At 43.4% G+C, this 23,129-nt stretch carries 22 protein-coding genes and 1 pseudogene; 6 read left to right on the top strand and 17 right to left on the bottom strand.

The window, feature by feature from the left end; translation table 11 throughout:
- Positions 1 to 24: 24 nt before the first annotated feature.
- Positions 25 to 2,130 (bottom strand): GGDEF domain-containing protein, encoded by a 2,106-nt coding sequence (locus B5D54_RS09680; protein ID WP_078926345.1) that lies wholly within the window; start codon positions 2,128 to 2,130, stop codon positions 25 to 27.
- 233 nt (positions 2,131 to 2,363) lie between these two features.
- Positions 2,364 to 3,713, bottom strand: a complete 1,350-nt coding sequence (gene astB, locus B5D54_RS09675; RefSeq protein ID WP_078926344.1) for an N-succinylarginine dihydrolase — start codon at positions 3,711 to 3,713, stop codon at positions 2,364 to 2,366.
- A gap of 362 nt (positions 3,714 to 4,075) precedes the next feature.
- On the opposite strand from astB, the gene B5D54_RS09670 reads away from it, so the two are divergent.
- Positions 4,076 to 4,381, top strand: a complete 306-nt coding sequence (locus B5D54_RS09670; protein ID WP_078926343.1) for a monooxygenase — start codon at positions 4,076 to 4,078, stop codon at positions 4,379 to 4,381.
- Positions 4,382 to 4,746: 365 nt separating this feature from the next.
- Positions 4,747 to 5,955, top strand: coding sequence for a NupC/NupG family nucleoside CNT transporter (locus tag B5D54_RS09665; protein ID WP_078926341.1), 1,209 nt, complete (start codon positions 4,747 to 4,749; stop codon positions 5,953 to 5,955).
- An 89-nt stretch (positions 5,956 to 6,044) separates the two neighbouring features.
- Here the strand turns inward: B5D54_RS09665 and B5D54_RS09660 are convergent, their stop codons facing one another.
- The 4 genes from B5D54_RS09660 to B5D54_RS09645 all read right to left on the bottom strand — a co-directional run bounded on the left by B5D54_RS09660 (position 6,045) and on the right by B5D54_RS09645 (position 9,582).
- Positions 6,045 to 7,406, bottom strand: a complete 1,362-nt coding sequence (locus B5D54_RS09660) for a DEAD/DEAH box helicase (RefSeq protein WP_078926339.1) — start codon at positions 7,404 to 7,406, stop codon at positions 6,045 to 6,047.
- Positions 7,407 to 7,569: 163 nt separating this feature from the next.
- The gene (locus B5D54_RS09655) at positions 7,570 to 7,767 is read right to left on the bottom strand and encodes a hypothetical protein (protein ID WP_078926338.1); all 198 of its coding nucleotides are present in this window, start codon (positions 7,765 to 7,767) and stop codon (positions 7,570 to 7,572) included.
- Between the two features lie 325 nt (positions 7,768 to 8,092).
- Entirely contained in the window at positions 8,093 to 8,305 is a 213-nt protein-coding gene (gene cspE, locus B5D54_RS09650; RefSeq protein WP_078926337.1) for a transcription antiterminator/RNA stability regulator CspE, read from the bottom strand.
- A 275-nt stretch (positions 8,306 to 8,580) separates the two neighbouring features.
- Complete coding sequence (locus B5D54_RS09645) at positions 8,581 to 9,582, bottom strand: helix-turn-helix transcriptional regulator (RefSeq protein ID WP_078926451.1); 1,002 nt, start codon at positions 9,580 to 9,582, stop codon at positions 8,581 to 8,583.
- An 86-nt stretch (positions 9,583 to 9,668) separates the two neighbouring features.
- Between B5D54_RS09645 and B5D54_RS09640 the strand changes: the two genes are divergently transcribed.
- A complete protein-coding gene (locus B5D54_RS09640; protein ID WP_078926336.1) occupies positions 9,669 to 11,648 on the top strand; it encodes a TonB-dependent siderophore receptor in 1,980 nt (659 codons plus the stop codon).
- A gap of 46 nt (positions 11,649 to 11,694) precedes the next feature.
- Here the strand turns inward: B5D54_RS09640 and B5D54_RS09635 are convergent.
- Positions 11,695 to 11,912, bottom strand: a pseudogene (locus tag B5D54_RS09635) (IS4 family transposase); the annotation flags it as partial.
- Positions 11,913 to 12,277: 365 nt separating this feature from the next.
- Between B5D54_RS09635 and B5D54_RS09630 the strand changes: the two are divergent.
- Positions 12,278 to 12,529, top strand: a complete 252-nt coding sequence (locus tag B5D54_RS09630; protein WP_078926335.1) for a helix-turn-helix domain-containing protein — start codon at positions 12,278 to 12,280, stop codon at positions 12,527 to 12,529.
- Positions 12,519 to 13,286, top strand: coding sequence for a hypothetical protein (locus tag B5D54_RS09625; protein ID WP_078926334.1), 768 nt, complete (start codon positions 12,519 to 12,521; stop codon positions 13,284 to 13,286). The genes B5D54_RS09630 and B5D54_RS09625 overlap by 11 nt, the downstream gene beginning before the upstream one ends.
- Here B5D54_RS09625 and B5D54_RS09620 read toward each other — a convergent pair.
- The 3 genes from B5D54_RS09620 to B5D54_RS09610 form a co-directional block, all read right to left on the bottom strand.
- Positions 13,266 to 13,997: a DNA methyltransferase gene (locus B5D54_RS09620; protein ID WP_115173879.1), complete on the bottom strand. Its 732-nt coding sequence runs from the start codon at positions 13,995 to 13,997 to the stop codon at positions 13,266 to 13,268. The two genes, B5D54_RS09625 and B5D54_RS09620, sit on opposite strands and share 21 nt — an antisense overlap.
- An 87-nt stretch (positions 13,998 to 14,084) precedes the next feature.
- A complete protein-coding gene (locus tag B5D54_RS09615) occupies positions 14,085 to 14,297 on the bottom strand; it encodes a DUF3820 family protein (protein ID WP_078926449.1) in 213 nt (70 codons plus the stop codon).
- A 117-nt stretch (positions 14,298 to 14,414) separates the two neighbouring features.
- The gene (locus B5D54_RS09610; protein ID WP_078926448.1) at positions 14,415 to 15,674 is read right to left on the bottom strand and encodes an adenylosuccinate synthetase; all 1,260 of its coding nucleotides are present in this window, start codon (positions 15,672 to 15,674) and stop codon (positions 14,415 to 14,417) included.
- A 131-nt stretch (positions 15,675 to 15,805) separates the two neighbouring features.
- On the opposite strand from B5D54_RS09610, the gene B5D54_RS09605 reads away from it, so the two are divergent.
- A complete protein-coding gene (locus B5D54_RS09605; protein ID WP_078926333.1) occupies positions 15,806 to 16,732 on the top strand; it encodes a LysR family transcriptional regulator in 927 nt (308 codons plus the stop codon).
- Here B5D54_RS09605 and B5D54_RS09600 read toward each other — a convergent pair.
- The 7 genes from B5D54_RS09600 to rbsD form a co-directional block, all read right to left on the bottom strand.
- The gene (locus tag B5D54_RS09600) at positions 16,721 to 16,927 is read right to left on the bottom strand and encodes a PTS glucitol/sorbitol transporter subunit IIA (protein ID WP_238116322.1); all 207 of its coding nucleotides are present in this window, start codon (positions 16,925 to 16,927) and stop codon (positions 16,721 to 16,723) included. The two genes, B5D54_RS09605 and B5D54_RS09600, sit on opposite strands and share 12 nt — an antisense overlap.
- A gap of 48 nt (positions 16,928 to 16,975) precedes the next feature.
- Complete coding sequence (locus B5D54_RS09595; protein WP_078926330.1) at positions 16,976 to 17,980, bottom strand: substrate-binding domain-containing protein; 1,005 nt, start codon at positions 17,978 to 17,980, stop codon at positions 16,976 to 16,978.
- Between the two features lie 12 nt (positions 17,981 to 17,992).
- Complete coding sequence (gene rbsK / locus B5D54_RS09590; RefSeq protein WP_078926329.1) at positions 17,993 to 18,913, bottom strand: ribokinase; 921 nt, start codon at positions 18,911 to 18,913, stop codon at positions 17,993 to 17,995.
- Positions 18,914 to 19,037: 124 nt separating this feature from the next.
- Positions 19,038 to 19,916 carry a ribose ABC transporter substrate-binding protein RbsB gene (gene rbsB, locus B5D54_RS09585; protein WP_078926328.1) on the bottom strand — a complete coding sequence of 293 codons (879 nt, stop codon included), beginning with the start codon at positions 19,914 to 19,916 and terminating at the stop codon, positions 19,038 to 19,040.
- A gap of 62 nt (positions 19,917 to 19,978) precedes the next feature.
- On the bottom strand, positions 19,979 to 20,962 hold the full coding sequence (rbsC, locus tag B5D54_RS09580; protein WP_078926327.1) for a ribose ABC transporter permease: 984 nt from the start codon (positions 20,960 to 20,962) through the stop codon (positions 19,979 to 19,981).
- Positions 20,959 to 22,467: a ribose ABC transporter ATP-binding protein RbsA gene (gene rbsA / locus B5D54_RS09575; RefSeq protein WP_078926326.1), complete on the bottom strand. Its 1,509-nt coding sequence runs from the start codon at positions 22,465 to 22,467 to the stop codon at positions 20,959 to 20,961. The genes rbsC and rbsA overlap by 4 nt, the downstream gene beginning before the upstream one ends.
- A gap of 34 nt (positions 22,468 to 22,501) precedes the next feature.
- Positions 22,502 to 22,921: a D-ribose pyranase gene (gene rbsD, locus B5D54_RS09570; RefSeq protein WP_154116704.1), complete on the bottom strand. Its 420-nt coding sequence runs from the start codon at positions 22,919 to 22,921 to the stop codon at positions 22,502 to 22,504.
- Between the last annotated feature and the right edge of the window lie 208 nt (positions 22,922 to 23,129).

Here is a 23,129-nt window from a genome sequence, read left to right as displayed (position 1 = left end):
AAAAACCCAGGCTCGGAATGGTGATCAGATAAGCTCACCCCCCACCACCCTATTACGCCCTTGGTGCTTTGCTTGATAAAGCGCTTTATCTGCTTGAGCGTACATACGTTCAAATTGAATTTCACTGGCTGGAAAGTTAGCGACACAATACCCGACTGAAATCGTTAACCATTGTGTATGCGGACTAGCATGATGGGGAATATTTTCAAGCTCAACTGTAGCACGAATACTTTCTGCCAGTTCATACACCTTTTGCGCCGTATGCCCTACCAGTAATAACACAAACTCTTCTCCCCCAATACGACAAAATTGCTCTCCTTCTGATTGAGTATGTTGGCTTAAAATTTTACCAATACGCATCAGTGCAATATCACCTTCTAAATGACCATAATGGTTATTGAATAAACCAAAGTGATCAATATCCAGTAGAATAACGCCATAGTCGACAGGTTGAGGATCATACTCTTCACAGATCTGCTCCAGCAGATGTGTCAACATTCGTCGATTTCCTAACCGCGTTAAAGGATCCATTTTGACTAATCGATCTAACTTTTCATTCGCTTTATGCAACTCTCGAGTACGGTTATAGATCTCCCGCTCAAGGTTGGCATTTAATTCATTGATCGCTTGCTGTGCTTTGGCTCGCATCAGCACTTCTGTGAGGTTAGAGGCAAACATACGAATGACTTCTCTTAACTGCGAGGTAAGTGGAGAGCGTCGAATCAGATTATCAACCGAAATAAAAGCAAGAGGTAGATGGTTCTCTGTCAGCATGGTCATAGCTGTCCAGCCAAAACCGACCATATGACCATCATGATAAATAGGGGCAGATTCTTTAAAGACCACTTCATTCGGGGAAGCTTTGGCTAAAAATACCATCTCATTATCTAAGGTCGATGTTTGAAAATAGCCTTCATCCACAATATTTCCCTGAATATCCGTCCCCCATGTCCCCTGTAGTGTTCGACAGGTTTCATCGGTTAAAAACACCGCCATTCGATCAATACCCATGCGTTTAATGGCAAAGGCAACGGCAGTTTTGCACACATCACTCACCGTTAAACACCGAGACAATTCCACCATACTGGCGTGTAACAAACGCATATTCTGCTCTTGTCGTTTACGAAGGTATATCTGAGCCAGTAAAGAAGCAAAGGATTCCAACATCTGTTTTTGATAATCACAAATTGGCTGGCGATGTAAAAAATTATCCATCGCTATCCACCCAAACACCGCTCCACCATCACGAAGTAGTAACATCCCATTCCAACCTTGCCCGACCACTTCTCCATCGGTATAAAGCGGCGCATCATCCACAATCACAAGCGTAGAATGCCCATCTGAAATGGCTTCAATATACCTAGGGTCTAATTGGTGTAAGTCATATTGGATATGGTGCTCACTGCTCGTTTCCCCTTGTTCATTCGTACCATAGGTGCCATTAAAGCAACTCTTCTTCATATCCAATAAGAAAAAAGCCACCCGATCAAAACCAAGTTGATCTCTCACCGCTTCAACAGAAGCCCGATGCAGTGCATCTAAGCTTTCCGGATTTGATAGCTGAACGGCAAGCTGATGAACCCGCTTCATATTGTCGATGAACTCTCCTCGTGAAGTAATTTCATCTCGATACTTAGCTTCTCGTCGATCACGAAGTTTAAACTCTGCAGCAGCATCAGTTTCAGCTCTAATACACTGCCAACGCGCAGCCAACAGATGTAACCACTCTAACTCTCCAGATACCATCAATTTATCAACCTGAAACTCACTGACGCCTTCTAACACCAAGTACAAACGCCGATCACTATGACTGTCTAAAATAAATAAATACGCATCCCCTTCCATAATGAGGTCGCCATTCCACCCATCAACGTGGCTTGTAAAAGGAAGTAATGAGTCCGATGAATCAAAGTGTGCCGCCCAGGCCCAAAAAGCATCTGGGTAGTGTATTAACGCAAAAGGCTGCCCTGATTTAAATAAACATTCAGGATGATGGCTTGCATAGGGAGCATGAAAGATCACCATGGCTTTCGGTGAGAGCTGCTGCTGTAAGAAAGGAAACATGACATCCACTAACATGCGGTAATTTCGGCAAGCTGACAGTGGTTTAGATAGTGTTCGAGAAAGCATAGCAGAGGCCTAAAGCTAGTGATCTTAAATTAAAACTAGATAATTCATTTCATTGCCTCAATTGCTTCTCAACCTCTCTGTTAACTGCGCCGCAAATCATAGAAAAGAGTTTATTTATCTTAGAGCAAAGCAACATTTTTGAGAGGTTGTTTCCATTTTATGTTCCCCCTCATGGGTTAAATTGTTAAAATTATCAATAGTGAGACAAGAATAACTTCCTCTGGCAATCCACGTTATGATGACACTCGCTGAAATGGATAAATGGAACCTAATTTCATTATTTGGGTTAATTCATCCAAAGCCGTACGATTCTCATTAAGTAATGAAGGATCCGCCAGATCAGACTCCCCTAACCTATCTCGATAATGTTTTTTTACCCAACCAGTGAGCAAGTGATAAAGATGATCATCCAGCAAAGCGTTTGGATTGGTTGCTTTGAGTTCTGATGGATTCAACACCACCCGAAGCCGTAAACAAGCAGGGCCTCCACCATTCGCCATGCTTTCTCGCAAATCAAACACCTTCACTTCATTAATCGGCCCACCACTCTCCATTAAGTGATTTAAATAAGTCCAAACTCTGACATTTTTCCGGCACTCTTCTGGGACAATCATGAGCATTTTTCCATCCACTTTACTCAATAACTGACTATTGAACAGATAGGTAGAGACGGCCTCTTCGACCGACACGGCATCATTTGGCACGGTAATGGGGAGAAATTCACATTCAAACAGACTCAATCGGCGGCGAATATGATCAAAGGCACTCGATGAGTCAAGAAAAGCATGCTGATGATGAAAAAGTACTGGACCATTGCTTACGGCTATCACATCGTTATGAAACACACCTTGATCAATCACTGTGGGATTTTGCTGCACAAATACACACTGTTCCTCAGACAATTGGTGTAAACGAGCAATCGCTTCACTCGCTTCTCGGGTCTGACGAGCAGGAAAATGCTTCGGTTCCTCACTTCCCCCCCATGCTTGTCGTCCGTACACAAAAACTTCAACGCCCGATGTTCCATGATCCGCACACAAACGATTATGATTGGCCGCCCCTTCATCACCAAACTGCGCCTGCGAAGGTAAAGCAGCATGGTGCACAAAATGATCCGATGAAGGAAAGGTCGCTTTTAAGGCTCGTCCTGTTGTTTCTGCTTCTATAGAGCGATGAAATTTATTATTGAGATTGGCTACCGTAAAATGAACTTTATTATCCCGTGTATCCGCAGAAGGTGAGACAGTTGCAGCATTTGCAACCCACATGGAAGACGCAGAACTGACATTCGCTAAAAGGTATGGGGCTTTTTTTGCGACTTGGGACAGAATATGTTCATCACGTCCAGAAAAACCCAGTAAACGCAAACTGTTGATACATGGCCTTTCTTGTGGAGGAAGCACTCCTTGCGTAAACCCCATATCGGCAAGGGCCTTCATTTTATTCAGCCCCTGCAAAGCCGCAAGCTGAGGGTTAGCTAATGAATGTTTATTTGAAGTTGAAGCCATGTTACCTAACGATAACCCTGCATAATTATGAGTAAGCCCAACCAGACCATCAAAATTGACTTCATAAGTAGACATAACCCGAACTCCTTTTACGATACGGTTATCCTTGAATTTAAATTCATATCATTGCGGCATCACAACATCCGAAATATAAATAATAAACCACCTAATATTACTGATACTTATCATTAACCACATGAAGAAGACTTTATTTAAATCATTCCATATTTTTGAATAATTATTTTTTACAGTACGATCCAGTCGATATTAATATAAAACTTATCAGCGATAATGGAGCTTCGCTCATCAATCCGAGGTCTCTCTTTCACCTCTAAATACGATTGATAATAAAGTAAACTGATTAAAAAACATAAATATTTTAACAAAAATAAAACATTTAAACATCGTACATACATTTAGCCTAAGGAACTATTCAAATGAAATTACTCCAAGTCGACTTTGATTTTACAGGCCCATTTGGTGAAGAAATGGCAACGGCTCTGGCCGAACTAGCCAAATCGATTAATCATGAACAAGGGGTTATTTGGAAAATTTGGACAGAAAACAAACAAAATAAAATAGCCGGTGGCATCTATCTATTTGAAGATCAACACAGTGCTGAAACCTACTTAGCCATGCATTCTGCACGACTTTCCGCCATGGGTATCACCAATATCCGGGGCATCATTTTTGATGTAAACCTTCCACTTAGCCAAATTAATCAAGCACCTGTCACTCAATAACGCCGTTTGTCAACGAAAACCACGTTAGCTCACTCTGGACATGGCAATATTTTCTATTGCCATGTCTTTTCATCAACGCGGTAAAGATAACAAGCATGAATAAATGTGATGAAAATCACCTCCCATGTCGTTATACTCCGCGCTCGGTGCGTCTCTAAACTCACCAATACAAGCTGTCATATGGAAGTGTGATGACCCTAGGATAGGTCCGGCTCACAAACTTTGCTTGTAAAGGTGCTCTCTATGAACCGATTATTCCTACTATCAAGGCAACCGCTTCAACCCCTCGTGGTGAGTCACTGCCCTTACTCTGTTCTGCTCCCTTGCCAGTGCTCCATCCACCTTCAATACAACACAAAATCATTATGACGATTATCTTTAGCCTGATGGGCATGAGTGTTCTGCTTGCTTTAGCCTATCTACTTTCTGAGCAGCGACATCTCATCAACGGGAAAACGGTTTTACGTGCTTTATTTCTTCAGGTCGGATTTGCTGCACTGGTTCTTTATTTACCTTGGGGGCAAACGGCTCTAGGGGCATTAAGCCAAGGGGTAGCCAGTTTACTTGGATTCGCCAATATAGGAATTACCTTTCTATTTGGTGACTTAGCTAACCATGATTTTATTTTTGCCATACGCGTGTTACCGATCATCATCTTTTTTAGTGCCATCATTTCAGCCCTTTATTACTTAGGTATCATGCAAAAAGTGATCGCTATCTTAGGTGGAGCGATCCAACGCTTCTTAGGGACAAGTAAAGCGGAATCTTTGGTTGCAACAGGAAATATTTTCTTATCACAAGGGGAATCCCCTCTCTTGGTTCGTCCATTCTTGCCTCATCTTACTCGCTCCGAACTTTTTGCGGTCATGACAGGTGGAATGGCGTCGGTTGCAGGAAGTGTCTTAGGCGGTTATGCCGGATTAGGGATTGAGCTTAAATACCTGATTGCCGCAAGTTTCATGGCAGCCCCCGGTAGTTTATTGATGGCCAAAATTATTGTCCCTGAAAGCAAAGTCCCTTGCGATCAAGAGAAAATTCATATTGAAAGGAGTGAACAAAGTAACGTTATTGATGCGCTAGCAAGCGGAGCCATGAATGGAATGAAAGTGGCGGTCGCGGTCGGTACTATGTTAATAGCTTTCGTCAGTGTCATTGCCATGCTGAATACTGGCTTAGAAAACTTTGCCCACCTGTTTGGCCTACAAGGGATCACCTTACAGCTATTGCTGGGCTACCTATTTGCGCCTTTAGCTTGGATATTAGGGATTCCAACCCATGAAATGGTACAAGCTGGAGCATACATCGGTCAAAAAGTAGTCATGAATGAATTCGTCGCTTTTATCGACTTTATTCAGCATAAAGATGCATTATCGGACTATAGCCAAGTGGTGATTACTTTTGCGCTTTGCGGATTTGCTAATATCGGCTCTATCGCCATTCAACTCGGTTCAATTGGCGTCATGGCCCCAGAGCGCCGTGCTGAAGTAGCAAACTTGGGAATTAAAGCAGTCATTGCTGGCACCTTAGCCAACCTGATGAGTGCTTGCCTAGCCGGGCTTTTTATCTCTTTATAAATATCTCGAGAAAGAAAAACCGCGCTCGTGTTTTATCACACGAGTGCGGTTTTTCTACATGGATTCAACCTGAAAAGTTAGTTCGTTGGCTACGCTTGTCTATGACCCGAAGTTCTATTGGATGTTCTCGCACCAGCAGGTTTGTGGTGAGAGTTTCCTCGCCCAGCCACACGCTTTGTTAAGTTACCTCTTGTCGAGTTCGTCCGTTTCGCCTGCCCTTGTGGGTTATTTTCAGATGGCGTCCCCACAACGGCTTTAGATTTTTTCGGTTTTTTCGGCTTAATGGGACGGGTATCTAACTTAGATTCTGGCAAGACATTCATCGGCTCAAAACCTGCCAGAGTAATACGCGGCAGTAACGTTTGAATTAAACGCTCAATCGCAAACAGCTCTGGAACTTCAACCGCACAAACCAGTGAAATGGCCTTTCCGACTTCACCCGCTCGGCCCGTTCGCCCAATACGATGCACATAATCCTCTGCCACTTTAGGCAGTTCAAAGTTCACCACTTGCGGCAGTTGAGGAATATCTATCCCACGAGCAGCAATATCCGTCGCAACTAAGACTCGGACTTCGCCAGATTTAAAGTTGGCCAATGCTTTGGTACGTGCTCCTTGGCTTTTATTTCCATGAATCGCCGCGGCCGTGATCCCTTGTTCAGTCAGGTAAGTCGCAAGACGATTTGCACCATGTTTTGTGCGCATAAACACCAGAACCTGCTGCCAATTACCATCGTTAACTAATTTAACCAGCATCGGTGCTTTCTTTTTCACATCCGCAGGATAAATACATTGTTCAACCGTTCTCGCCGTAGAGTTAGCCGGGCTAACTGAAATTTCTACCGGTTGGTTAACCAACCCTTTTGCTAACTCACGAATGTCATCAGAAAAGGTGGCTGAAAATAATAAGTTCTGCCGTTTTTCTGGCAATAATTGCAATATTTTTCGAATATCACGAATAAAGCCCATATCCAACATACGGTCGGCTTCATCCAGCACCAGCACTTCTAACTGATCAAATTTCACTGCATTTTGATTATACAGATCCATCAAACGCCCTGGGGTTGCTACCAGTACATCAGCCCCTTTGCGTAAGCGCAACATTTGCGGATTAATCTTCACCCCACCAAACACAACAGCACTGGTCAGGGGTAAATGACGCCCATAAATAAAGACATTTTCTTGGATCTGTGCCGCCAATTCACGGGTGGGTGTTAAAATCAATGCACGAACTTGATTGCCACGAACCCTTGGTCCTTTTGATAAACGCTCAAGAATCGGTAATGTAAAACCTGCCGTTTTACCTGTCCCGGTCTGAGCTGCCGCCATGACATCTTTACCTTCTAATACCGCAGGAATGGCCTGCAGCTGGATAGGAGAAGGTGTATCGTATCCTTTCTCTTGAATGGCTTTAAGGATTGGTGCAGAAAGACCCAGCGAGGTAAAACCCATATATGATTCTCAATAGTAATAGATAAACGACGTAGCATGACTACGCAAAGTGGGCCATTTTGAGGCCTTTGTGATCAGGGAGCAACCGTTAATTGTCAATCAACCCAAACAACTGGGTGTCGCAAAGAAGAGGCGGTGACTGAATCACGTAAAAAGAGTAGAACTAGTCAACAGAGAAATGTCCAATTAAATGGTTATTTTCATTTTTGATTTCTCCTTTGCGTGTCTGTTCACAATAAGTAAAACGCACAGAGGTATCGACATGAGCCTTAACTAAAACATGCCGAGTCAATATATCGCTATTTAATTGATGGATATCCGAGCTCCAGCTCTGTTGATTAACAAAGAAATTAACAATCATTGATGAGCTTCAATTTTTTACTTTTATTCATTGTGTTTTGGTGTGATCGTTGTTGAAACCAAAACCGTTTACGACCAATAGAACGAGACATAAGCATCCTTAGCTTTTTAAGCATTTCAGAACAATAAAATAAACATTGTCCTAAAACAGTTAATAACAATAAATCTATTTATAATAATGCAACGAAGAAAATAAGGAACGTAACGACAAAAACACAGTGGTCGATGTAAGAAATGTTTAATATTTTTATGGTGTGAGTATAAATAAAATTATATAAGTGAATACGAGTGTAAATAAACTTCTTTATTTACACTCTAAAATACGATTATAGAGCAACAACGTTTGCAGCTTGAAGACCTTTCTGGCCTTGCTCTACATCAAAAGAAACTTTTTGACCTTCGGTCAATGTTTTAAAACCTTCAGAAGCAATAGCACGGAAATGAACGAATACGTCCGCCTTGCCATTATCTTGAGTTAAAAAGCCAAAGCCTTTCTCTTCGTTAAACCATTTAACTAAACCCGTAGCTTTATTAGACATAGATGTCCCTTAATTTAAAATTCATAAGATACCGCAAAAATGCGATGCACTGAGCGCTTGAATTATTGAATGTGACGATGAAGCTAAGGGAAACACTAAGGATTGCAACAATGACGAAGATATTCTGAGGGTTTTACTATACTTTATTTTTCATTAATAACTCTGAACAACAGAGCGAAGCCATTATCAATGAAAGAACCCACTCTGTAAAGGACTATTTAAATAATTTATAAAACCTTATGGTTTTTCTTATCATTTAAATCAATCCCCCCCATTTAACTAAATTGTTTCTGTTCGAGAAATGCCTGTGGAGAAATACCAAACGCTTTTTTAAACGCGGCAGTAAAGTTGGATGGGTGTAAATAACCCGCTTCGTAAGCCGCTTCAGTAATGCTCACTAAACCGCGTTCTAATTGCTGGCGTGCCAGCTGCAACCGTCGATGGCGAATGTAGTGCACTATCGTCATATTGAGGCGAGCTTTAAATTTGCGCTGTAAGTTAGACACGCTCATGGCGTGTTGTTCAGCGAGTTTTTCTAAACCGATTTCGTCATAGAGATGCTGATCAATATAATGCAGTAGATTGTTAATCACACATTCGGTGTGATTATCATGAACCCGAGGTGAATGCACATCTGACTCAGGACACTGCATGATCGCTTCCTGAATCAAGCTCCAACAGGTGGCTTCACGAGCAATATGTTGGCTAAGGGTGTGTGAATCTGACTTATCGAGCAAATTTCCGACCTTTTGCCAACTGTTGGTCGACAAAGACAAATGAGTAAAAGCTTTATCTTGCTGAATAAAATGGCGAAGTGGACAATCTTGCTCAGCAAATTGGTTCAGTTTATCCGGTGATAAAATAATGTTGAGTTTGCGCACTTGCATGCCTTGATGTAGGCGACGATGAAAAATACAAGGCTGCTGTAAGTTCACCATCAATGCTTGTGGCTGCGTTTTGGCACACAGCGAAAACTTAAGGTCGTCATAGGCAAAACTCAGCTTTCCTTCAACCAAAAGAATAATGACCAAAGCTGGTGACCCCGTCGTCATCACATCACAATCGGCCAATTCATGACAGCTCCCACCATGTAAAACAAAGCCACTAGGACTGGTGTACTTGATAAATCGTCCTCTCGCCATCACTGGCTGGTGGGGGTGTTGAGCAATAATAATCTCATCATGCTCTTTGAGAGAATGATTCGACAACGTGATGGTTTGTCGAATCGCTTGATTAAGGGTTTGCGTATTTTCCATAACGAATGTGCGATTTTGCATAATGCATTCAACTTCTCTATCGGTTCCACTCAATTTAACATGCATGCGAATTATTATCATTTGTATTTTTAGGAAATTGAGTCAGTATGGACATTTACAAGAAATCGGCATTATGGTTTGCGATCACGACAGCAATATCAACCAATGTGCTAGCCCAGCAAGAAAGTACTCCCGATCAGGACAATGTCGTTGTATGGGGAACAAAAGTATCGAGTAGCTCAGAATCGCTAACCACAGACGACCTCTCACTCAAACAAGCCGATCACATGTCAGATTTGCTGCGTGATATTCCAGGTGTCGATGTCGGTGGAACACATTCGGTGAACCAACGTATCAACATTCGCGGCTTTGGAGAAACATATCTGGATATTCGTCTGGATGGCGCTTCACAGCACGCCAATATGTTCCACCACATCGGCAACTTAACCTTGAACCCTGATATTTTAAAATCGGCCAATGTTCAGGTGGGTAATAACTCCGTCACCCAAAACGGGCTTGGCGGCGCAGTGTATTTTGAAACAAAAAATGCCAAAGATTTGCTTGTCGGTAGTGAGCAATTCGGTGCTCGTATTTTTGGAGGGTATTCCTCTAATGATAGTCAACAAGGCTCACTGACCGTATATGGTCAATTAAATGATACCGTCGATATGATGATATATGGGCAAGGTATCTCTCGTGGGGACTTTGAGGATGGCTCAGGTGAAAAAACCTTTGGGGTAGAAGGTGATACTTATAACATCCTCACCAAAATCGGTTTTGAGCCAGCCACAGGTCACCGTTTCCAGTTAGCTTATGACATGTATCGTGATAAAGGTGATTACAGCCCGCGCCCTGATATGGCGGGCAGTGCAAACGAAGGCTTGAGCCAAGATCGCTTAATTCCGACCCATTATGACCGCGATACCATTACCGGTTCATATGAGTTGAAGAAAGAACGACATCGCGGAAAAGTCACCCTATACAGCAGCCAAACAGAGATTGAACGTGATGAAAGTGTGATGGCTGGCGCTTGGCCAAGCAACCGTGTATCACGCAATACGGCCACAAACCGCAATATTGGTGTCAACGCACTGTTTCAATCAGACTACGAATTCGCTGAACTACGCAACCAAGTCACCTATGGGGTGGACTACATCGATCAAACCAGTAAAGCCAGCTATGGCAGCGATGACTTCATGAAAGAGTCGGCGATTTCCACAGCTGTATTTGCAGAAAATAAACTCTATGTCACCAACGCTTGGTCTCTCACCGCTGGCCTGCGTTTTGACGACTTCCAACGTAAAGCCATGACGGGTCGCAAAGACTTTGATAAGGTCACTTGGTCACTGGGTACTGAGTGGGATGTCAACCATGATTGGACATTATTTGCGAATGCTCGCTCCCTGTTCAAAGGACCGGAACTACTAGAAACCTTTGTTCGCTACCAAGATGTCACTTACCTAGCCGATAATATCAAAGCAGAAACGGGCCTAAATACTCAAGGAGGGGTGCGCTTTAATAAGAACTTTGGTGATCACTTTGTTGGCGCAAACTTCACACTATTTAAAACCAAAATTAATGACCATATCCGCACCGATAGCAATTACCTGATCAGCAATGTCGGAGATATGGAAGTCAAAGGTTTTGAGCTAAGTACCACCTACACCTACCAAGCAGCGAGTGCCAAATTCTCCTACTCTCGCTCAGAAGCCAATGATGTCACCAATGGTGGCCCAATGCTCAACTCGGTTGGAACCAGTGCCGACATGGGCGACAGCCTTGCGCTCACACTGAACTATCAAGCCGATTCGATTGATACCTTATTCGGCTGGACCTCAATCGTTGTTTTGGATGAAGATAACGTGGTCGAAGGCGACGCGAAGAAAGAAGGCTATGATGTACATAACCTCTATGCACAATGGACACCATACGCTCTACCAAACTTAGTACTGACTTTCGGTATCGACAACGTATTTGATGAGCTTTATACCTCTCATGCATCACGCCTTGGTGTCGCACGAGGCTTCACCTTAGATGATAGAGAACCAGGGCGCAGCTATAAGCTGTCTGCGGCTTATCAATTCTAATCATTTCACCACAAAAAAGCCCGTGTTGTACGCAGTGCTGTTCACTTAAGCGGGCAGCATTGCAATTAACCGGATAACGGGCCTTCGATATTTTAACTACCCTAGGCCTTGATGGTCTGGGCGTTTTTCAATGAAGAGTGCTGACAAGTATCCTCTCAATGTTTGAAGCCTCTTTAGTGTATTACCCAGCGACACCGCTTTACTCATGACCCTCAATTGACTTGCGATGCACTGACAAGCGTATTTGAAACTTATCTCATTCGCATCATCCTCAATAGTGACCCCTTCATTCTTCTCAAGGATCTCAAAATTAAAATTGACATACTTAGTTTAGATGAGGTTTTTCACCTATTTCTTTGAAGAGAGTCTGGAATTTTATTGGCCGAATCACGGATTCCATTCACCCTCCTGTTCTAGATTCCCTAATACGAAATACAACAAACATCAGTCTATTTGGAGTCTATCTTTCTGCTCATAGATAATGATCTATTATTCATTTTTCCCACTAAAAACGTCTACCAAATCAGTAAAATTTCACGACTAACCCCATCACTCACGCCAAGAATATCCTGTTTTGGGATATCCCAAAACAGGATACACAATATTGCCTTAATCAAAAAAGGGTGGCTATGACTTCTTCAATTTTCTCAAAAAGATATGAAATATTTAGATTATTGCTTGTTTCCGCTAGAAAAAATGCAGGAGCAACTCAACAGTCACTTGCTGAGCAACTCAATAAGCCTCAATCGTTCGTTTCTAAATATGAAAGTGGAGAAAGAAGGCTTGATTTAGTTGAATTTTTGGATGTTGCAACTGCCCTTCAATTTGATGCTTGCCAATTTATTAAAGAACTAGAAGGAAAGTCAAAGAGTGGGCAGTAAAACAATTTTTGACGAGTGGGATATTAATTCTGAATATTTCACTACTGTTGTCAGAGAAAACCCTAGCCTTAGAGGCATGATTCTAGGTTATATCGCAGAACGTAAGCTAAAAGATATTTTTATATCCTCAGGGGAAACAACAAACCATCGCAAGGAAGACGATCATGATCGAACAAAGAAAGGAGATTTGACTCTCAACTATAAAGGCTATGAAATAGTTTTAGAGGTTAAGTCACTACAAACCAACCAGATTAAAATCCAAGCTCCAGATGGAAGCTGGATACCAATGATTATCAAGAAAAGTGTAGGGCGAAAACCATCTAAAGGGTTCAATAAAAACGGAACTCCAAAAATAGGGCAAATAATCTACAAGTACGTTCCAAATCCTGATTTCCTCGCTTTTTCAGACGAATATCGCCTTAATGCAACCTACATGGGAGCCTTTCAGTGCGATGCTAGTGATCGCCGAAAAATTGAGCTAGATAATGGGAAAATTGTTAATACAACACTGCTCAAAGTTGGGGAGTTTGACGTGATAGCTGCGGGGATTTTCTCATTCCGTAATAAATGGGAGTTTGGGTTTGCTCTAAACGAGGATTTACCACGAAGCTCTCGATACGGAGAAAATTCATCTCATCTGATTGCTTCGTTGGTACAGATCACTTACCCACTAGAAAAACCATTTGTAAGCGATCCGTTTGAAATATTTGAACGAGTAATAACAAAGCGAAAAGCATCACTTCTTGATGAATACTAAAAAATAAGAATGGTTTTTACGTGCATGGACTTGATTCTTAAGACGACTTACAGCAGGTTTATTTTGTCGAACAACAACAAATAGATCTTTAGAATAATACCCCATTGATTCAAGTTCATTAATAATTTCAACATGGGTAAACCATTGTTTTCCAGCACTTACCTCGTCTTGGCACTTGATAATTAGTACGCCCTTCTTACGCAAAACTCGATAAGCTTCTGCACTAGCCTTAAAATACATATCCGTAACGGCTGCATGCCACTTCTTCGTACCTGTATTCTTAGTATCGCCATTTACTTCATCACCATTAGAATAGGCTTGAGCAAGCCCCTTATGCGACCCAGATCCAGCTTTCTGGTCATTATTTTTACGATAGAATCCTTCCATGTATGGAGGATCAAGTACAACACAATCTAATGACGCATTTTCGTAAGGCAAATTACGGCAATCAACCCCCATAGCTATATCGGTACCAATTACATCATAATCATCTTTAGGTACTTTCTTCCAGAAAACACCTCGGCCCCATGTTACATCAGCTATCTTACTTCCTTTCGGAACATGCAAGTCAAGAACATGAGGAAATACGTTTTCATTACCATCTATATAGGCAGACATCACAAGATCTGAAGTGGTTACCCCACCTTGTATACGTTTTGGGGTACTCTTTTCCTGAGGAAACAGGTTTGGCTGTGTATTCTGTATAATCATAATCTGAACAATATCCTAAAATGGGATATTTGTAAACTCCCGAGATAACAAGCGCATGTGGTTGGGTTAAGTTAATACTTAATGACGCTAGTACTTAAGTGGCTTCACCACCGAATCTAACCCTTCAATTTTTAGCGCTAAACAAAGTTGCAGTAAACGCCCCAGTTCACCTTCAGGGAACCCCTTCTTAGCAAACCACAATAAGTACTCTTCGGGTAAGTCAATCAACACTCTTCCAGCATACTTACCAAAAGGCATCGGCATTCTGGCGAGTTTAATTAGGTTTTCTTTTTCTAACATCAATGGGCTAAGCTCGGTGGGCAATAAGAAAAGACAGAATACAAAAAGTCTCCCAAGCAGAGCAAGCACCGCGGGAGACTTCATTATTTAAAGTCAGCAATAATCCTTTATCCAGTATTAACCACGTAGAATCATCTGTTCACGCTCAGGGCCAACAGAAATCATGGAGACAGGAACGCCAAGCAGCTCTTCAATGCGTTGTACGTATTTTTGCGCAGCCATCGGTAAACTCTCAAATGTGCGGCAGCCGGTAATGTCTTCTTGCCAACTTTCCATCTGCTCATAAATCGGTGCTAATTCTGCGGTTTGTGGCCAAATCGGGTTTTCACTGTGATCACCTTTATAACCGACACAAATTTTCAGATCGGCTAACCCAGTTAAGCAATCAATCTTGGTCAATGCCACTTCAGTCGCGGCTTGCAACTCAACGCCGTTACGAGTAGCCACGGCATCGAAATAGCCCATATCACGCGGGCGACCGGTTGTTGCGCCAAATTCATTGGCTTTTTCACGAAAGGCGTCTTGCTCTTCCATTGCGGTGATCAAAGTGCCGGTACCGACTGATGAGCTGAAGGCTTTGGCAACCGCAACCACACGTTCAGGACGCAATGCAGGTAAACCACCACCAAGCCCTGCATAAGCGGAAGTCACATTAGAAGAGGTAGTCCAAGGGTATTCTCCATAAACTAAATCACGCCCTGCCCCTAATTGTGCTTCAAACAGTAAATGGCCATTTTGTGCTTGAATGGCTTTAAGCGGCACGGTGACATTGCATACTGCATCCAACCAAGGTTTTGACACTTCAAGTAACCATTGGGTCATTTCAGCGGCACTTTGGTTAAATTCAAAACTGGGATAGAGGGCTTTAAGCTGGGGTAATTTCCAGTCTAACCAAAATTGAATGCGCTCTTGTAAAACCTCTGGTTGCTTTAACCAACCCACTAAAATGCCTTTCTTCATCACTCGGTCACCATAAGCAGGTGCAATACCTTGGCGAGTTGAACCATAGGCACGATCAGCCAATCGAGCTTCTTCCAATGAATCTTCTAATGCATGTAAAGGCAGACATAACGTTGCTCGATCTGAAATGGCTAAACGCAATGGTACACCAGACTGCTCAACTTCTGCCATTTCTTGTGATAACAACGCAGGGCTAATCACCATACCAGGGCCAAGTACGGCTAAGCAATTAGGGTTAAAGACGCCGCTCGGTAATTGATGCAACTTAAACGTACCAAATTCATTCACCACGGTGTGACCCGCATTATTTCCACCTTGAAAACGTACACTGGCTGACGCTTTATCTGCTAAATAATCGACAATCCGACCTTTGCCTTCATCACCCCAGTTCGCACCAACCACAACAATAGACGACATCATTTACTCTCCTTAAAAGCAACAAACTCCATCCTATGCTTAACGTTGAAATAAGAAAAATTAATTATTATTATAATGCTGATAAGAAACCCATATCACCACACTGACTGTATAAAGTGAACGGAGCCGTCATGCTTGATTTCAACTGGTTAAATACTTTCGTAACCCTTGCTAAATATCAACACTTTGGCAAAACGGCGGCGGCATTACATATGACTCAACCCAATGTCAGCTTACATCTTAAACAGTTGGAACAAGCAACCCGAGTAAAATTAGTGGAACGTAACCCATTTCGGCTAACTCAAGCCGGTGAGCGCTTACTTACTAGCGCACAAAAAACCTTACTAGAGCTACAAGCCTGTCAGGCAGATCTCAATGCTATTAACGATCTACATCAAGGAACACTCACGATCGCCGCGAGTGATATTATTTCTCGCTTACTGTTAATTGGACCTTTTCAGCAATTTCGCAAGAATTACCCAGGTATTGATCTCTCATTATTTAATACCACCTCTTCTCAAGCAGCAGAATTGGTCAAAAGTGCCAAAGCGGATTTAGGATTCGTGATCGCGCAAAAAGAAGAATCCCCGATACATTTTACTGAACTGCGTAAAGTCGAATGGTGTGCACTGGGGAATGGCCTACAAAAATGGCAAGCAATGGCTAACCAACCTTCTTTGCCAAATAAAAAAACAAATGATGAAACGCTGACCGCCGATGAACCAACCTTGATTTTATTAGGTCATGATACCCGAACTCGTGATCTGATTGATGTCGCGCTTCCTCAGCTACAATTGCCTAACTATCGGATCATGGAAGTGGGCAGTGTTGATGCACAAATTGATTGGGCTGAAGCTGGGTTTGGTGTGGCGATCATTCCCACCTTTTCCGTGAATCCGAAACGTCAGTTGAATACCACAATCACGCCACTCCCCGATTTTTCCACCACCAGCTTGGGCTATATCGTGCGGCAAAATCAGTTGTTATCCCGAGCCATTAAACAATTATTGATATGGGTCGATGAGGAGATGCAAAACTCTCAACCCTTAAAGCAATAGAACTTGAGATAATTTCGGCCCTAACCGATGAATCGTACCCGGTAAGTCAGGGGTAAGTTGACCATCAAATTTTAACGTGACAGGTCCTAACATCGCTAAGTGGTGATTCGCCAACTCTCCTACCGCTGTCACAATATAAGTTTGTTCACCAATATCAATGTCGTTTGAAGATCCAACCTCGAAACAATGGGTCACAACGCCAATAAGCAATAGCTAACGGACCAAGTGATAATCCTTGTTGAGTCACGACAACCGCTTCACACTCTCTCGGACCACCAGAGTGGGTTCTAACTGAACCACTTGTGGCTCTCGGTGCTGGTTTTCAAGTTTACTGAGCAAGGTTTCGACTGCCGCTTGGCCTAGGCGATATTTAGGTTGGTGAATGGTAGTTAAGGCAGGAAGCATAAATTGGGCAATATGGATATCATCGTAACCCATTACTGATAACTGTTCTGGAATAGCAACACCTACCTTATTTGCAGCATGAATCACCCCCATTGCCATCATATCGTTGCAGACAAAAAGTGCGCTGGGGAGCGGGCCTCTTTTTTGCATTTGCGCAAATGCCTCTAAGCCGCCTTCACATTCAAAATTAGACTCAACAATCCAATGGGGGTTAATCTCTAACCCAGCTTCGAGTACCGCACGTTTATAGCCTTCATAACGCATTTGTGCTTGATGACGAATCAGCGGCCCGGTAATACAACCGATGGTTTTGTGCCCACATTCAATAAGGTATTGGGTTGCCATATATCCGCCACGCAATGAATTGTCTTGAATTTTATCACTGGCAAACAGCATTGGCCCCCAATCCATGACTACAACTGGAATATCAGGATAGCGGTCAAACACATCAATACGCTCTCCTTCTAGGGTTGAACACATTAAAATCAACCCATCAACCCGCTTTTGTAGCAAGGTGTTGATCGACGATTTCATACGTTCATTATCGCCTTCTGTATTGCAAAGAATGAGGTTATATCCTTGTTGATAACAACTGCGCTCCACCCCTTTCACCACTTCACCGAAAAACGGGTTGGTGGATGTCGTGACCAACATACCTATGGTTCGGGTGCGGTTCATTTTTAGACTTCGAGCTAACGCCGAAGGCGCGTAATTCAGCTCTTGAGCCACTTTGTTGACTCGTTCAGCTATCTCATCACTGACATAACGCGTTTTATTGATCACATGACTTACCGTTGATGTTGACACCCCTGCAACGCGTGCTATGTCTTTCATGGTCGCCATGTGATCTTCTCCTTATTGGTGCTGAGCTAAAAATTCGTCCACTTCATGTCGAGTTGGAATCGAGGTTTGTGCGCCAAATCGGGTTACCGAAATAGCCGCAGCAGCATGAGCAAACTTAATTGCTGATTCTAAAGGCATTTCTTCCAACAAACCAGTGACAAACGCACCATTGAAGGTATCCCCCGCCGCCGTAGTATCGACCACTGAAACACGAAAACCAGCAATGCATTTTCCACGACCATTTTCACTTAACCAAACCCCTTTGGCTCCTAAAGTGATCATGACAATTTCAATGCCTTTTTGGTGTAGTACATCCGCAGCTTGTTGAGCGGTCACTTCGTCCACCACACTGATACCTGTTAAGACTTCCGCTTCTGTTTCATTGGGGGTAATAACATCAATACACCGCAACAATTCATCCGGCAACGTTTGGGCTGGCGCTGGGTTAAGCACCACATTGGTTTTCGCCTGTTTTGCTTCCTGCGCCGCTTTGACAATCCCATCTATGGGTGTTTCTAGCTGCATCAACAAATACTTGGCCTGACGAATGCGGGGTAAATCATCTTCAATCGCTTGAGCGCTCAACTTAGCATTAGCCTCCGCAGACAAACAAATACTGTTCTCACCACGATCAGACACTTGGATCATCGCTATCCCAGTCGGGCAATTGGGCTGCATTTTTATGCCCGAGATATCGATTCCATCTAGCTTAAAGCTTTCTCGAATATTAATGCCAAAAGCATCATCCCCAACACAAGCAATAAACCCAATATCGGAACCAAGCCGAGCCGCGGCAACCGCTTGGTTCGCGCCTTTACCACCGGGAATCACTTGGTAATTACGGCCATGGAGCGTCTCGCCAGGACGAGGAAAAGAAGGCACTTGAAGAACATGGTCAGCATTGACACTACCTAATACCACCAATTTGTTCATAAGAATTATCCTCAGTTTGATTAGAAATAGAGAGCTTTAACGCCTGATTAAGCGCTTTCACAAGCGCTATAGCACTCTATTTCGATAAGAGAGCCCCCACCTTATACGGTGGGGGGTTAAGTTTTTATTCACCAATAATTTTCAGAGGAACTGGAATATAATCATCTACACTTTCCCCTTTTAGTACGCGATCAGCAGTTTCCACACCTAGCGCACCAATGAGATCGGGTTGCTGTGCCACCGTTGCTGCCAATTGCCCACGATTAACCGCTGCAATTCCATCATCAGTACCATCAAAGCCAACAATTAAGATATTTTTACCTGAAGCTTGTACCGCACGCAGTGCACCTAATGCCATCTCATCGTTTTGTGCAAAGACCGCTTGAACTTCAGGGTTGGCAGCAAGCAGGTTTTCCATCACGTTCAACCCTTTGGTCCGGTCAAAATCGGCGGGTTGACTGGCTAACAGTTGCATACCACTGCCTTTTACCGCATTCATAAACCCTTCCCCACGCTCACGCGCAGCCGATGTTCCAGCAATACCTTCCAATTGAATAACTTTGGCTTTCTCACCGATTTTTTCGACAATAAAGTGACCCGCCATTTCACCCCCCACCACGTTATCAGATGCGATATGGCTCACTACCTCACCCCGACTTGCACCTCGGTCTAAGGTAATGACGGGGACTTTAGACCGATTCGCCATGCGAATCGCATTGGATACGGCATCAGAATCGGTCGGGTTGATCAAAATAGCTTTCACGCCACGCACAGTTAAGTCTTCAACATTGGAAAGTTCTTTGCTGGGATCATTTTGTGAATCCAGAACAATCAAGTTGTAACCCAACTCTTTCGCTTTCGCTTCTGCCCCATCTTTCATGGTGACAAAAAATGGGTTATTGAGCGTTGAAACTACAATAGCAATGTTATCGCTTGCATAAGCTGATACCGAAACAGAAGCAGACAGCAGCGCAGCGGAAATTAAAGTTGCCAGTTTTTTCATGTTTATCGTCCTTTTTTGTAGGGGGCCACACGGCAACCATTTCCGTGTGGCGGGTTCACGATTTACTTGTTTTTATTGTCCACCAGTACCGCAAGCAAAATAACCACTGCTTTTGCTATCATCTGGTAGTAAGAGGTCACATCGAGTAAGTTCAATGCGTTATTGAGGAAACCGATGATTAGAGCCCCAATCAAGGTTCCCATGATTCGTCCTTTGCCGCCCATCAAGCTGGTTCCGCCAAGCACGACCGCGGCAATGGCATCCAGCTCATAGCCCATACCTGCGGTTGGCTGTGCGGAAGAGAGGCGAGAGGTAACAATGATGCCCGCCAAAGCCGATAACAAACCACAAATGGCGTAGACGCCTATTTTGACACGATCTACGTTGATGCCGGATAAACGAGCCGCTGACTCATTGCCTCCCATAGCGTAAACATAGCGACCAAAACGGGTGTGATTCAATAAATACCACGCCGCAGCAAAAACAATGACCATCATCCAAACCGGAACGGGAATCCCAAGTGCATAGCCAGTCCCAAACCAAGCAAAGGCATCAGCGGTATCGGTAAAGCCGGTGGAAATCGGGCGACCATCGGTGTAAACCATAGTGACACCACGTAGCAAGGTCATGGTCACTAAGGTGGCAATAAAGGCTTGTACTTTGCCTTTAGCGATAATAATGCCACTAATGCCACCCAATATCGCTCCCGCCAATAAAGCGGTAGGCACCGCAACAAACACGGGAACTTCGAGCGCTATTAAGCTGGCAGCAAAGGCGCCACACAACGCTAAAACAGAGCCCACACTCAAATCAATGCCTGCGGTTAAAATAACTAAGGTCATCCCAACGGCAATAATGGCATTGACTGAGGTTTGGCGCAGAATGTTTAAAATGTTATCAACCGTAAAAAAATTCGGGTTTAAAAACGACACGACAACAACTAAAAATAGCAAAGCAATCAATGACTTTTGTTCAATTAACCACGCTTTGCTAAACAATTTTTGTCCGCCGTCTGGGGTTGGATTACTCATGGTTTTGCTACTCATGCTGCTTCCTCATTCAGGGTTTTGCCAACGGCACACGCTAATAAATTTTCTTGGTTCGCTTGTTTTGCATCAAATTCACCACTAATGCGGCCTTCATGCATCACTAAAATACGGTCACTCATTCCCAACACTTCCGGCATTTCCGAGGACACCAAAATAATGCTCATCCCTTGTGCTTTGAACTTGTTAATCAATTGATAGATCTCTTTTTTCGCGCCCACATCCACACCCCGGGTCGGCTCGTCTAAAATCAGCACTTTGGGTTTTGTCATCAGCCCTTTTGCTATGGCGACTTTCTGTTGGTTTCCACCAGACAAGTTGCCGATAATTTGATTACGAGAAGGGGTTTTGATGTTAAAGAGCTGAATAAAATCTTCCACGGCTATCGCTTCTTCACCATGCTGGATCTGAATACCTTTGGTTAATTTATCTAAAGCAGACAGCGACATGTTCTCTTTGACCGATAAGCCCAGTACTAACCCATCGCCTTTGCGATCTTCAGAGATATATGCGATCCCATTCGCTAACCCATCTTGTGGGCTAACTGGGTTTACCGTGCGGCCATCTAGGTTAATGACGCCTCGCTCGGAAGGCAGTGCGCCATAGATCACTTTCATCAGCTCACTACGCCCAGCCCCCATCAAACCTGAAATACCTAAAATTTCGCCCCGTTTAAGGGTAAAACTCACATCATGAACCCCCGATCCGGTCAAGCCAATCACTTCTAGACACACGGTATTTTCTGGTTGAACCTCAATACGGGGGTATTGCTCTTCCAATTTACGCCCAACCATCATTTCGATAAGGCCATCTTCATTGGTGTCATCCACTCGACATTGACCAATAAATTTGCCATCACGCAGAACAGTAATGTCATCGCAAATCTCAAAAATCTCTTTCAATCGATGTGAGATATAAACAATGCCACAACCTTGATCACGCAATTCATTAATCACTTTAAACAATGAGGCCGTTTCGGTATCGGTTAGTGCATCGGTTGGCTCATCCATGATGATCACTTTGGATTCAAACGACAGCGCTTTGGCAATTTCAACCATCTGTTGTTCACCTAAGCTCAGTTCCCCCAATAAGGTCTTCGCACTGTGCTTCACATTTAAACGCGCCAGCAGTTGATCCGCTTTGGCATACATTTCTTTCCATAAAATATGACCAAAGGCTCCGGTTTTTTCTCGACCTAGGAAAATATTTTCAGCAATGGTCAATTGAGGAATTAAGTTCAGTTCTTGGTGAATGATGCTGATCCCCGCTTGCTGGGAGTCTCGGGGCCCTTTAAAACTGGCAGGTTGACCTTGATACTCTATGCTGCCAGCATCTTTGCTGTAGATCCCCGTTAACACTTTCATTAAAGTCGATTTACCTGCGCCATTCTCTCCCATGAGCGCCATTACCCGTCCCGGATATACATTCAGACAAGCTTGATCGAGCGCTTTCACACCGGGAAATACTTTATCAATGTGACTGAGAGCTAAAATCGGTTGAGTCATCACTCCTCCTTAGATCTGGGTTGCTATCCGAACGTTAAAACACGACACCCGCTTGAAAAATCACATTGGCATACGGTGTACATTCCCCTGTTCTGACAATGGCTCGGCTATCGCTACTTTGAACTTTAAACGCTTCATGAGAGAGGTAACTAACGGTAATACTATGGCCACCACGTGCTTCTTCGGCTTTCAGTTCAGCCATCAGTGCCGCATGTAAATCAGGGCTTACTTGGGCAAACTCCTGCGCCAGCACCACACCTTGCACTTGCATTTCACTCAACACCACTTTGACGGTATCCATAAAGCTTGGAATGCCATGTGTCAGCGCTAGATCAATCCGTTCCACCTGTTCACCAATCGGTAATCCCGCATCACAAATCGTGATTTCATCCGTATGGCCTAATGTCGCCACAAGGTAAGAGAGTTCAGCATTCAGTAGAGTACTTTTTTTCATTGTTCTGCCTTTATGTTCATGCACGTTTGTGGTTTCTTTCGATGCAGAGATCTCAGAGCTTTGTTGAAAAAACGACCATCGAAACGTTTCGATGAAATATTAGCGTAACTATTTTGCTTTGCACTGGGATTAAAATCAGAGTGTGAGTTGGATCTGTGAATTTATGGAGAAAGAACAACAAATAGTGAGAATGATCACTGAGACTTTT

Origin of the sequence: Vibrio cincinnatiensis DSM 19608 (assembly GCF_900167345.1) — a bacterium.
GTDB lineage: Bacteria > Pseudomonadota > Gammaproteobacteria > Enterobacterales > Vibrionaceae > Vibrio > Vibrio cincinnatiensis.
The sequence above is the reverse complement of the archived record's forward strand: the minus strand, read 5'-3'. Positions and strand labels throughout refer to the sequence as shown.

What these genes read in the sequence shown, in the direction of transcription:
- B5D54_RS09660 (WP_078926339.1), bottom strand. Translation starts at nt 7,406, where the DNA reads ATGGGTTTTACCTCGCTGGGTCTTTCTGCACCAATCCTTAAAGCCATT.
- B5D54_RS09665 (WP_078926341.1), top strand. Translation starts at nt 4,747, where the DNA reads ATGACGATTATCTTTAGCCTGATGGGCATGAGTGTTCTGCTTGCTTTA.
- rbsC (WP_078926327.1), bottom strand. Translation starts at nt 20,962, where the DNA reads ATGAGTAGCAAAACCATGAGTAATCCAACCCCAGACGGCGGACAAAAA.
- B5D54_RS09620 (WP_115173879.1), bottom strand. Translation starts at nt 13,997, where the DNA reads ATGATTATACAGAATACACAGCCAAACCTGTTTCCTCAGGAAAAGAGT.
- B5D54_RS09655 (WP_078926338.1), bottom strand. Translation starts at nt 7,767, where the DNA reads ATGATTGTTAATTTCTTTGTTAATCAACAGAGCTGGAGCTCGGATATC.
- rbsD (WP_154116704.1), bottom strand. Translation starts at nt 22,921, where the DNA reads ATGAAAAAAAGTACTCTACTGAATGCTGAACTCTCTTACCTTGTGGCG.
- rbsK (WP_078926329.1), bottom strand. Translation starts at nt 18,913, where the DNA reads ATGAACAAATTGGTGGTATTAGGTAGTGTCAATGCTGACCATGTTCTT.
- B5D54_RS09610 (WP_078926448.1), bottom strand. Translation starts at nt 15,674, where the DNA reads ATGTCGTCTATTGTTGTGGTTGGTGCGAACTGGGGTGATGAAGGCAAA.
- B5D54_RS09670 (WP_078926343.1), top strand. Translation starts at nt 4,076, where the DNA reads ATGAAATTACTCCAAGTCGACTTTGATTTTACAGGCCCATTTGGTGAA.
- B5D54_RS09615 (WP_078926449.1), bottom strand. Translation starts at nt 14,297, where the DNA reads ATGTTAGAAAAAGAAAACCTAATTAAACTCGCCAGAATGCCGATGCCT.
- B5D54_RS09595 (WP_078926330.1), bottom strand. Translation starts at nt 17,980, where the DNA reads ATGGCGACCATGAAAGACATAGCACGCGTTGCAGGGGTGTCAACATCA.
- B5D54_RS09640 (WP_078926336.1), top strand. Translation starts at nt 9,669, where the DNA reads ATGGACATTTACAAGAAATCGGCATTATGGTTTGCGATCACGACAGCA.
- rbsB (WP_078926328.1), bottom strand. Translation starts at nt 19,916, where the DNA reads ATGAAAAAACTGGCAACTTTAATTTCCGCTGCGCTGCTGTCTGCTTCT.
- B5D54_RS09605 (WP_078926333.1), top strand. Translation starts at nt 15,806, where the DNA reads ATGCTTGATTTCAACTGGTTAAATACTTTCGTAACCCTTGCTAAATAT.
- B5D54_RS09645 (WP_078926451.1), bottom strand. Translation starts at nt 9,582, where the DNA reads ATGCAAAATCGCACATTCGTTATGGAAAATACGCAAACCCTTAATCAA.
- astB (WP_078926344.1), bottom strand. Translation starts at nt 3,713, where the DNA reads ATGTCTACTTATGAAGTCAATTTTGATGGTCTGGTTGGGCTTACTCAT.
- rbsA (WP_078926326.1), bottom strand. Translation starts at nt 22,467, where the DNA reads ATGACTCAACCGATTTTAGCTCTCAGTCACATTGATAAAGTATTTCCC.
- B5D54_RS09630 (WP_078926335.1), top strand. Translation starts at nt 12,278, where the DNA reads ATGACTTCTTCAATTTTCTCAAAAAGATATGAAATATTTAGATTATTG.
- cspE (WP_078926337.1), bottom strand. Translation starts at nt 8,305, where the DNA reads ATGTCTAATAAAGCTACGGGTTTAGTTAAATGGTTTAACGAAGAGAAA.
- B5D54_RS09680 (WP_078926345.1), bottom strand. Translation starts at nt 2,130, where the DNA reads ATGCTTTCTCGAACACTATCTAAACCACTGTCAGCTTGCCGAAATTAC.